This window comes from Intrasporangium sp. (genome assembly GCF_039812505.1).
Taxonomy (GTDB): domain Bacteria; phylum Actinomycetota; class Actinomycetes; order Actinomycetales; family Dermatophilaceae; genus Intrasporangium_A.
Genome location: NZ_JBDIAQ010000141.1, coordinates 1 through 9,167, shown reverse-complemented (window position 1 = coordinate 9,167; position 9,167 = coordinate 1). Strand labels below are relative to the sequence as shown.

The window sequence follows — 9,167 nt, the reverse complement described above, 5'->3', positions numbered from 1 at the left end:
GTTTCCTGATCGAGCGTACGGAGTCGTGCTCTCTCGATGACGATTTGTGCACTCTCGATACCGAGAGGTGCACTCTCGATGAGGAGGGGGACGGGGGTCAGTCCGCCGCGCCGCGGACCACGAGACCGGTCTCGTAGGCCAGCACCACGGCCTGGACACGGTCGCGCAGGTGCAGCTTGGACAGGCACGACGAGACGTGGGTCTTGACCGTCGCCTCGCCGACGAACAGCTCGCGGGCGATCTCCGCGTTGGACAGGCCCCGCCCGACCAGGCCCAGCACCTCGCGCTCGCGCGCGGTCAGCAGGGCGAGCCGGGCCTCGTCCCGCGCCGGTGCCGTGGCCTCCTCGGGTGCGGACTGTCCCGCCGGCACGGCGGATCCGGCACCACCCGAGGCGCCACCACCCGACGCCTCGGCGGTCATCGCGGCGATCACCCGACGGGTGACCTCGGGGGCCAGCAGGGCGTGCCCGTGCCCGACGGCCCGGACGGCGTCGGCCAGGTCGTCGGGGTCGGTGTTCTTCAGCAGGAACCCGCTCGCGCCGTGCCGCAGGGCGTCGAACAGGTAGTCGTCGCGGTCGAAGGTGGTCAGGATGATGACCCTGGCGAGGTCCTCCGCCACGATCGTCCCGGTCGCGGCGATGCCGTCGAGCACCGGCATCTGCACGTCCATGAGCACGACGTCGGGTCGCTCGCGCCGGACCACCTCGATGCCCTCGGCCCCGTTGGCAGCCTCGCCGACGACGACGATGTCGTCCTCGGCGCCGAGCATCATCGCGAACCCGCTGCGGACCAGCCGCTGGTCGTCCACCACGACCACCCGCAGCGTCTGCTCACCCATCCCTGGACTCCCTCATCCGTGGACTCCCTTGATCGGCAGGCGGACCCGCACCCGGTAGCCGCCCACCGCCCGCGGCCCCGCCTCGACCTCGCCGCCGTGCAGGGTGACCCGTTCGCGCATGCCGAGCAGCCCGAGGCCCGACCCTCCCGTGCCGGGGCGTGGCCGGCCGTCGTCGAGCACCTCGACCTCCGCGTAGTCACCCTTGGCGCCGTGGGCGATCCGCAGCGCGACGCTCGCGGCACCGGCCGTCGAGTGGCGCCGCACGTTCGCCAGCGCCTCCTGCACCGTGCGGTAGAGGCTGAGCCCGACGGCGGCAGGAACCTGGTCCGCACCGACGCCGAGATCGTCGTGAGCGGCATACGTCACGGTGAGGCCGACGGCGCGCACCTCGTCCAGGAGCGCGGGCAGGTCGCCAAGCCCCGGCTCGGGCCCACGCGAGCCCGGCTCGGCGCGCCCGCGCAAGGTGCCGAGCAGCGAGCGCATCTCGCCGACCGCGTCGCGGGAGGACTGCTCGACCTGCTGGAGGGCCGCGGCGGCGGCCGACGGGTCACGCGAGAGGACCTTGCGCGCCGCGCCGGCCTGGATGCCCATGACCGCCACGTGGTGGGCGACGACGTCGTGCAGCTCGCGGGCGATCCGCAGCCGCTCGGCCGTGACGGCGTGCTCGCGCAGCTGCTCCGACTGGGCGGCGAGCGCCTGCGCCTGGGTGGCGAGCTCGGCGCGCTGGCGGGCGTTGCGCCAGGTCAGGTGGCCACCCAGCACGGCGGCCCCGAAGTAGAAGATGTTGATCAGGATCGAGTACGTGACGTTGGACAGGATGGGCGGCAGCAGGCCGTACCGCTTGCTCGTGTCGAGCCCCTCGGCCCCCGCCCCGAGCGCGAACTGGAACGTCAGCCAGCCGAACATGAACACCACGATGAAGCCGAGCGTGGTCACCGCGGCGGACCGGGTGCGTCCCCAGGCCATCCCGCCGAAGAGGCCGAAGAAGTAGAGGACCTGCATCGGGAACTGGATCATCACGAACGGCGCGAGCACCCCGGTGGCGAACATGTGCGCCGACAGGTAGACCGCGATCGACAGGGGGTACCGCCGGCGCACCACCAGCGGCAGCGCGGCCGTCGCGACCGCGAGCTGGGCCTGCCACCACGGGACGTGGACCGTGTCGTGGTCGAACCCGCCGACGCTGCGCACCAGCTCGAGGCCGAGCGCGCAGACCACCCAGATGACGACGGCCAGCACCGCGTCGCGGCTCAGGTAGCCACGGGCCGGGACCCGCTGCCAGGCGTCGTCGATCGCGAAGAACTGCCGCAGCCTGGCCCGCCAGTCGTTCGCGATCACGTCGTCAGGGTAGGCGGCACCGATGGACGGCGCCTCCACCTTCAGGCGGAGATCCGGCAACCCGGCGTATGCCGCCCACCCGGGCTGAGCGCGCGCTCCGGTCAGGATCCGGCCGGGGAGCGCAGCCCCAGCAGGTCCCGGTAGGCAGCGGTGGCCTCGACGAGCCCGAGGATCAAGGGGGCGAGCTCGACGGGATCGAGCGGTCCGCTCTCGCGCAGCGCCGGCCCCACCGGCAGGCGGTCGACGACCCGGCTGAGCAGCCGGGACTCCCGCGCCTCGAGCTCGAAGTCGTGCAGGATCGCGGACAGCACGTGGCGCAGCTCCTGTTGCGCCGCGGCCGGGCTGCGATCGGTCACCTCGACGGCGGCACGCAGCCAGGTGTCGTCACCGGCCGGGCTGTCCTCGATCGCCTCCACCATCGCGTCGAACGGGAGCAGGTTCGCAGCGATTGCACCAGGGCAGGCGCACTCGTGGTCGTCGTACGGCATCCGGGCCACTCGCCCGACCAGCGCGACGCACCGGGCCCGGTCGCCGTCGGCCAACGCGGCTGCCGCCCGGTGGAGCAGGTTGACGGCGCCGTGGAACCACGCCTGGCTGAAGGGGGCCAGCGCACGGGTCGGGTTGAAGTGCGCCTGGCCGAACGGGCCTGCCAGGGCGAGCTCCATGTCGTGCACGTACGCGTCGATCAGGTTGGCGGACATGGCGGAACCCTAACCGGGCCGGCCCGGGCGGTCATGCTGCCGCGCCGGTCGTGGGGGCGGGCGTTCCGGTCGGGGCGCGCCTCTCGGTCGGGGCGGCGGTGCCCGGCGCGCCCGGGACCAACGACAACCGGACCACGGCCCGACAGCCCCTGGCCCACCTCGCGACCACCGACGACCGGACCACGGCCCGAACGCCCTCGGACGGGTGTAACGCCGGGGCGGTGTGCAGCAACTACTCCAGCGACCGTCCGAATCCGGCGAGGTCACACCACCGACGAAAGGACCCCACCATGATGCTCCGCCGTTCCGGCTTGGTTGCCGCCCTGGCCGCGGGCGCACTCGCGCTCGGGCTGGGCCTGGCACCGGCCGCCAGCGCAGCGACGCCACTGCCGGCCGATGCCGCCCGCGTTGCCGCCGCACCGCACCGCCCCGACGCGCCACGGCCCGCCCCGACCGACCGGCACGCGGTGTTCGTGCAGACCAACGACCCGGCGGGGAATGCGGTCGTGGTCTACGCCCGGGACGGCCACGGGCAGCTCCGCCAGACGGGCCGGTACCCGACCGGAGGCCGCGGCGGGAGCGAGCCGGGTGCGGTGGTCGACCCGCTCGCCTCGCAGGGGTCGCTCACCTACGACAGGTCCCACCACCTGCTCCTCGCGGTGAACGCCGGCAGTGACACGCTGACCGTCTTCCGGGTCCACGGCGACCGACTGCACCGGGTCCAGGTGCTGCCCACACGAGGCCATCTGCCGGTGTCGGTGAGCGCGGCCCGCGACCTGGTGTACGTGCTCGACGCCGGCGGCGACGGCGCGGTCACCGGGTTCTGGGTCCTCGCCGACCGGCTGGTGCCGATCCCCGGCTCGACAAGGAGCCTGGGGCTGGGCAACCCCGTCGACCCGCAGTTCCTGGCCTCCCCGTCCCAGCTGGCCCTCACGCCGGACGGCCGTGACCTGGTCGTCGCGACGAAGACCCACGGCACCCTGCAGGTCTTCCCGCTGAGCCGGTTCGGCCGGCCCGGGGCGCAGGTGGTCACTCCGGCAGCCGGCCAGGTGCCGTTCGCGCTCACCTTCGACCGGCAGCGCCGGCTGCAGGTGGCCGACGCGTCCGGCGGCGTCTACTCGTACACCGTGCACCGCGACGGCACCCTCACCCCGGTCTCGCCGTTCGTGGCGAACGGCCAGGTCGCGACCTGCTGGTCCGTCTCGGTCGGCGGGTACCTGTATGCCGCCAACGCGGGGTCGGCGACAATCACCGGCTACCGGGCCGGCCGGCACGGCGTGCTGAGCCTGCTCGACCCATCCGGTGTCACCGCCCGGACCGACGCCGGGCCGGTCGACCTGGCCGCCAGCAGCGACGGGCGCTACCTCTACCAGCAGGCCACCGGCGCCGGCACGATCGACGAGTTCCGGATCGGGGCCGACGGCTCCCTGACCAGGATCGGAACGGTCACGGGTTGGGCCCCGGACAACGGCACGGGAGCCGAGGGCATCGCCGCCAGCTGACCCGGCCGAGACCCGGCCGGCACCGCGACCGGACTGTTCCGGGCCGATCACCCCCGGTCATTGCCCGGGGCGGTAGGCCCGGAACGCTGCCAGCAGCTCCTCCTGCACCGGGTCGGGCAGGGTCTCGACGTCGATCTCGCCGAGTGCCGCTGCCGTGTGGCGCATCTGCTGGAGGTAGGTCTCGCAGCCGTCGCACAGCGCCAGGTGAGCCCGTACGTCTGCAGCGGTGGCTTCGTCGAGCGCGCCCTCGAGGTAGTCGGTGACCAGCTCGACGACCTGCTTGCAGGACAGCGCCATCAGGTGCTCACCTCCACGTCGTGGTAGTAGTCCTCGAGCTGCTGGCGCAGCCGGGCCCGTCCGCGGTGCAGCAGCACCCGCTGGTTCGCCGCGCTGACCCCCAGGGCGGCGCAGACCTCCGGCGCGGAGAGCCCGTCCACGTCGCGCAGGGCGACCACGGTGCGCTGGCTGGTCGGCAAGCCCTCCAGAGCGGCGGTGAACAGGGCTCGCACCTCGCCCGACAGGGCGGCCGCCTCCGGGCCCCACGGCTGCGGTGCGCCGGCCGGGGTCCAGCCCCCGGGCCAGGTGTCGCCCGGGCCACGGAACCGCGACGGGTCCACGGTGCCCGACTCGTCGGGAGCCAGATCGGTCCACGGCACCGTACGGGCATCGGCCGCGCCGCGCCGCCGGGCCAGGTTCGCGGTGATCGCCAGCACCCAGGTGCGCAGCGCCGACCGTCCCTGGAAGCCGTCAAGACCGCGCAGCACGGCCAGCCAGGCCTCCTGCACGACCTCCTGCGCGGAGGCCCGGGTCGGGACGAAACCACGCGCGACGTGCAGCATGACCGGTGACCACGCCGTGACGACCTCGCCGAACGCGGCCTCCTCACCGTCGCGCAGCCGGGCCAGCAACGCCTCGTCCACGACCTGACTCTAACGCCGCCGGCGTGCTCGGGTCACCGGCCTCATACCCGGGGGACGGTATGCCGCCCAGCCAGTGCCGCTCGCACCCGGCCGCCCGGTCGACGCCGCCCGTCACGGCGCGCTGCCCCTGCGATCAACGCGTCGCCGCACCGACGCAGCCGGCTCGCCCGGGCGCGACGGCCTCGGTCTCGCGCTCCACCGGCCCGGCGACGGGGGCGACCGGACGAGCGCCGGAACCCGCCGGCATACCCTTCCGGCGCGGCGACCGGCCCGGGCGGGAGCCGACGAGGACCCCTGTGACGACGATGGCGCCGCCGACGTACTCGAGCAGGCTCGGGCGCTCCCCGAGGACCACGGCAGCCGTGAGCAGCCCGGCGACCGGGACCAGCATCGAGAAGGGCGCCACGACGCCTGCGGGGTGCCGCGACAGCAGCCAGGTCCACACCCCCGTGCCGACGACGGTCGCGATGACCACGGTGTAGACCAGGCCGGCCCACGCCGGGACGGCCTGCGCGGTCAGCGAGGTCGCCAGGGAGTGCCCGATCGCCGCCGGTCCCTCGACCACCAGCGACAGGGCGAGCATCGGCACCGGTACGACGACCGACATCCACATCGCGAGGTGCAGGGGGTTGGTCGGCTCGGCCACGCGGCCCGAGAGGTTGCCGACCGCCCAGCCGAGGGCGCCGAGGAGGACCAGGACGAAGGGCAGCAGCTGCGCGGCCGCCGCCTGGGAGAAGCCGACCAGCGTCATCCCGACGACGGCCAGGGCGATGCCGGTCCACTGGCCCGGTCGGACCCGCTCGCTCAGCAGCACCGCCCCGAGGACCAGGGTGAAGGGGGCCGAGGCCTGCAGCACGAGCGAGGCCAGACCGGTCGGCATCCCCGCGGCCATCCCGGTGTAGAGGAAGGCGAACTGGACCACCCCGAAGCCGAGGCCGTAGCCGACCAGCCACCGCAGCGGCACGTCCGGCCGCGGGACGAACAGCACCGTCGGGACGGCGAGCAGGGCGAACCTCAGCACGACGAGGAACAGCGGTGGGAACTGCTGCAGCGACAGGTGGATCGCGACGAAGTTGACACCCCACATGATCGCGACGAGCAGGGCGAGCAGGCGGTGTCGGGAGGGCATGGGTCCATGGTCGCCACTGTCGACCATTCAGGACAAGCGAATAGTTATGAACCGGGACTGTAGGCTACCTACATGGAGGTTCGGCATCTCGAGCTGCTTCGCGAGCTCGCCGACCGGGGCAGCCTGGCGGCCGTGGCGGACGCCACGCACCGCACGCCGTCGGCCCTCTCGCAACAGCTGCGCAGCGCCGAGCGCGACGTCGGGATGCGCCTGGTCGAGCCGGACGGCCGGGGCCTGCGGCTCACCGCGGCCGGGCGGCTGCTGGCCGCCGGGGCCGTCACCGTGGCAACGGCGCTCGGGCAGGTCCAACGCGATCTGGACGCGCTGCGCGGTGCGCCGGCCGGGGTCGTCGGCATCGCCGCCCTGCCCAGCGCCGCGGAGGTGCTCGTGCCCGCGCTCCTGGTGGCCCTGGCCGACACCGCCGTCACGGTCGAGCTCGACGACGTCGACATCGCCGAGGCCGACTACGCGACCCGGACGGCCGACTACGACATCGTCATCGGCCACAGCATGGCTCGCCGCCCGACCGCCGAGCAGGGCCTGCACGTCAGCCTGCTCGCACGCGAGCCCCTCGACGTGGCGATCCCGGCGGCACACCCGCTGGCGGCGCGCCCGCAGGTGCGTGCCGCCGACCTGACCGGGCAGCCGTGGATCGGGGTGCCGCCGGGTTTCCCGTTCGACGCCCTGCGGATCGCCATCGAGAACCGGGCCGGTGCCGCCGTCGACGTGCGCTACCGGGTCCGGGACAACCGGCTCGTCGAGTCGCTGGTCGCCGTCGGGGTCGGCTTGGCGATCCTGCCCCGGTACACGACCCGACCGCGCGAGGGCGTGGTGACCCGGCCCATCGCCGACGTGCGCTCGACCCGCACGCTGCTGGCGCTGTCCCGGCCGGACCGGGCCCAGCGGGCCGCGGTGATCGTGGTGCTCGACCGGCTGCGCGAGATCGGCCGCGAGCGGACCGCCCGGTGACCCGCCCGACCGCGGCGGCCGGGTCCGCGCCCGGGCGGGGTGAGCGGCATACCGGCTGGTGGCGGCCTCAGCCGACCGGGGTCAGCACGTCGAGCCCGAGGAAGGGGCGCAAGGCGCTCGGGACCACCACGGACCCGTCGGGCTGCTGGTGGTTCTCGAGGATCGCGACGATCCAGCGGGTCGTGGCGAGGGTGCCGTTGAGCGTGGCGACGGCGCGCGTGCCGGAGCGGCCGGGCTCGCGTTCCCGGGTGTTGAGCCGGCGCGCCTGGAACGTGGTGCAGTTCGACGTCGAGGTCAGCTCGCGGTAGCGGCCCTGCGTGGGCACCCATGCCTCGCAGTCGAACTTGCGGGCGGCGGGGCTGCCGAGGTCGCCGGCGGCGGTGTCGATGATGCGGTAGGGCACCTCGACCTTGGCGAGCATCTCGCGCTCCCAGTCGAGCAGGCGCTGGTGCTCGGCCGCGGCGTCCTCGGGACGGCAGTAGACGAACATCTCCACCTTGTGGAACTGGTGCACCCGGATGATGCCGCGGGTGTCCTTGCCGTGCGAGCCCGCCTCGCGCCGGTAGCAGGCCGACCAGCCGGCGTAGCGCTTCGGGCCCGCGGTGAGGTCGATGATCTCGTCGGCGTGGTAGCCGGCCAGCGCCACCTCGGAGGTGCCGGTGAGGTAGAGGTCGTCGGTCTGCAGGTGGTAGACCTCCTCGGCGTGCGCGTCCATGAACCCGGCGCCGACGATCACCTCGGGGCGCACCAGCGTGGGGGTGATCACCGGAGTGAAGCCGGCCCCTACGGCTTGGGCGACCGCCATGTTGAGCAGTGCCAGCTCGAGGCGGGCGCCGACGCCGGTGAGGAAGTAGAACCGGGCGCCGGCGACCTTGGCGCCGCGCTCCATGTCGATCGCGCCGAGCAGCTCGCCCAGCGCGAGGTGGTCCCGCGGCTCGAAGCCCTCGGCCACGAAGTCCCTTGGGGTACCGATGGTTTCGAGCACGACGTAGTCGTCCTCGCCCCCGCTCGGGACGCCGTCGACGATGACGTTGCCAACCGTGCGCATCAGGGTGTGCAGCTGCTCGCCGGCCTGCGCCGCGGCGGCCTCGAGAGCCTTGACGCGCTCGCTCAGCTCGGCGGCCCGCTCGCGGGCGGTGGTGGCCGCGGCCTCGAGGCCGGCGACGTCCGGGGCGCCGGACCTCCTGGCCCGCTGGTACGCGCCCATCGCGGCACCGACCTGCTTGCTGACCGACTTCTGCTCGGCCCGCAGCGCCTCGAACTGGCCGAGCGCCGAGCGCCGCCGCTCGTCGGCGGCCAGGATCGCGCCGACCACCTCGGGGTCCTCGCCGCGGGCCAGTTGTGAGGCGCGGACCCGATCGGGGTCCTCACGCAGCAGCTTGATGTCGATCACGGGCGCCAGCCTATCGACGGCGTATGCCGCCCACGACGTCACAGGCACGGCCGTGCCCGGTTGTGGCTGCGCCAGCGACCACGACCATGACTCGTTCAAGGACGGCACCAGGAGACATAACAGGAACGTTAGGATCGTGCCCCTCCGCTGTGAGCTGTCGGACCGGAGTCATCCCCTAGGGACAAAGGATAGGGCCCCGAACCGGAGACCCGACACGGCAGGGTCGTCCTCAGGGTTGACGTCGACTCGCTGGCACACGGCTGCCACGCAGGCACAGGGTGTCGGTGCTTGCCCACGAGAAGTGGGATCGATTGCAGGTCTCGTGGCCGCGACGGCCGGGTTGCCACGAGAAGTGGGATCGATTGCAGGTCTCGTGG

The 9,167-nt window shown here is 73.5% G+C and carries 9 protein-coding genes; 2 read left to right on the top strand and 7 right to left on the bottom strand.

From position 1 onward, the window contains the following. Positions 1-97: 97 nt before the first annotated feature. From WMI84_RS14770 to WMI84_RS14760, 3 genes are all read right to left on the bottom strand, one after another. Positions 98-838, bottom strand: a complete 741-nt coding sequence (locus WMI84_RS14770; protein WP_347354468.1) for a response regulator transcription factor — start codon at positions 836-838, stop codon at positions 98-100. Positions 839-850: 12 nt separating this feature from the next. Then, entirely contained in the window at positions 851-2,176 is a 1,326-nt protein-coding gene (locus WMI84_RS14765) for a histidine kinase (RefSeq protein ID WP_347354466.1), read from the bottom strand. Between the two features lie 101 nt (positions 2,177-2,277). Beyond that, entirely contained in the window at positions 2,278-2,877 is a 600-nt protein-coding gene (locus WMI84_RS14760; RefSeq protein WP_347354464.1) for a hypothetical protein, read from the bottom strand. Positions 2,878-3,167: 290 nt separating this feature from the next. Here WMI84_RS14760 and WMI84_RS14755 point away from each other — a divergent pair, with 290 nt between their 5' ends. Further along, a complete protein-coding gene (locus WMI84_RS14755) occupies positions 3,168-4,379 on the top strand; it encodes a beta-propeller fold lactonase family protein (RefSeq protein WP_347354462.1) in 1,212 nt (403 codons plus the stop codon). A 57-nt stretch (positions 4,380-4,436) separates the two neighbouring features. Here WMI84_RS14755 and WMI84_RS14750 read toward each other — a convergent pair whose 3' ends face one another. From WMI84_RS14750 to WMI84_RS14740, 3 genes are all read right to left on the bottom strand, one after another. Beyond that, complete coding sequence (locus WMI84_RS14750; RefSeq protein WP_347354460.1) at positions 4,437-4,676, bottom strand: zf-HC2 domain-containing protein; 240 nt, start codon at positions 4,674-4,676, stop codon at positions 4,437-4,439. Beyond that, positions 4,676-5,299, bottom strand: coding sequence for a sigma-70 family RNA polymerase sigma factor (locus WMI84_RS14745; protein WP_347354458.1), 624 nt, complete (start codon positions 5,297-5,299; stop codon positions 4,676-4,678). The genes WMI84_RS14750 and WMI84_RS14745 overlap by 1 nt, the downstream gene beginning before the upstream one ends. 133 nt (positions 5,300-5,432) lie before the next feature. After that, positions 5,433-6,428 carry an EamA family transporter gene (locus tag WMI84_RS14740; protein WP_347354456.1) on the bottom strand — a complete coding sequence of 332 codons (996 nt, stop codon included), beginning with the start codon at positions 6,426-6,428 and terminating at the stop codon, positions 5,433-5,435. 72 nt (positions 6,429-6,500) lie between these two features. Here WMI84_RS14740 and WMI84_RS14735 point away from each other — a divergent pair, with 72 nt between their 5' ends. Further along, positions 6,501-7,397, top strand: coding sequence for a LysR family transcriptional regulator (locus WMI84_RS14735; RefSeq protein ID WP_347354454.1), 897 nt, complete (start codon positions 6,501-6,503; stop codon positions 7,395-7,397). Positions 7,398-7,464: 67 nt separating this feature from the next. On the opposite strand, the gene serS is transcribed toward WMI84_RS14735, so the two are convergent. Next, entirely contained in the window at positions 7,465-8,790 is a 1,326-nt protein-coding gene (serS, locus tag WMI84_RS14730) for a serine--tRNA ligase (protein ID WP_347354452.1), read from the bottom strand. Positions 8,791-9,167 lie beyond the last annotated feature (377 nt).

Coding starts and splice junctions, on each gene's coding strand:
- WMI84_RS14770 (WP_347354468.1), bottom strand. CDS start 838: ATGGGTGAGCAGACGCTGCGGGTGGTCGTGGTGGACGACCAGCGGCTG.
- WMI84_RS14760 (WP_347354464.1), bottom strand. CDS start 2,877: ATGTCCGCCAACCTGATCGACGCGTACGTGCACGACATGGAGCTCGCC.
- WMI84_RS14755 (WP_347354462.1), top strand. CDS start 3,168: ATGATGCTCCGCCGTTCCGGCTTGGTTGCCGCCCTGGCCGCGGGCGCA.
- WMI84_RS14750 (WP_347354460.1), bottom strand. CDS start 4,676: ATGGCGCTGTCCTGCAAGCAGGTCGTCGAGCTGGTCACCGACTACCTC.
- WMI84_RS14740 (WP_347354456.1), bottom strand. CDS start 6,428: ATGCCCTCCCGACACCGCCTGCTCGCCCTGCTCGTCGCGATCATGTGG.
- WMI84_RS14735 (WP_347354454.1), top strand. CDS start 6,501: ATGGAGGTTCGGCATCTCGAGCTGCTTCGCGAGCTCGCCGACCGGGGC.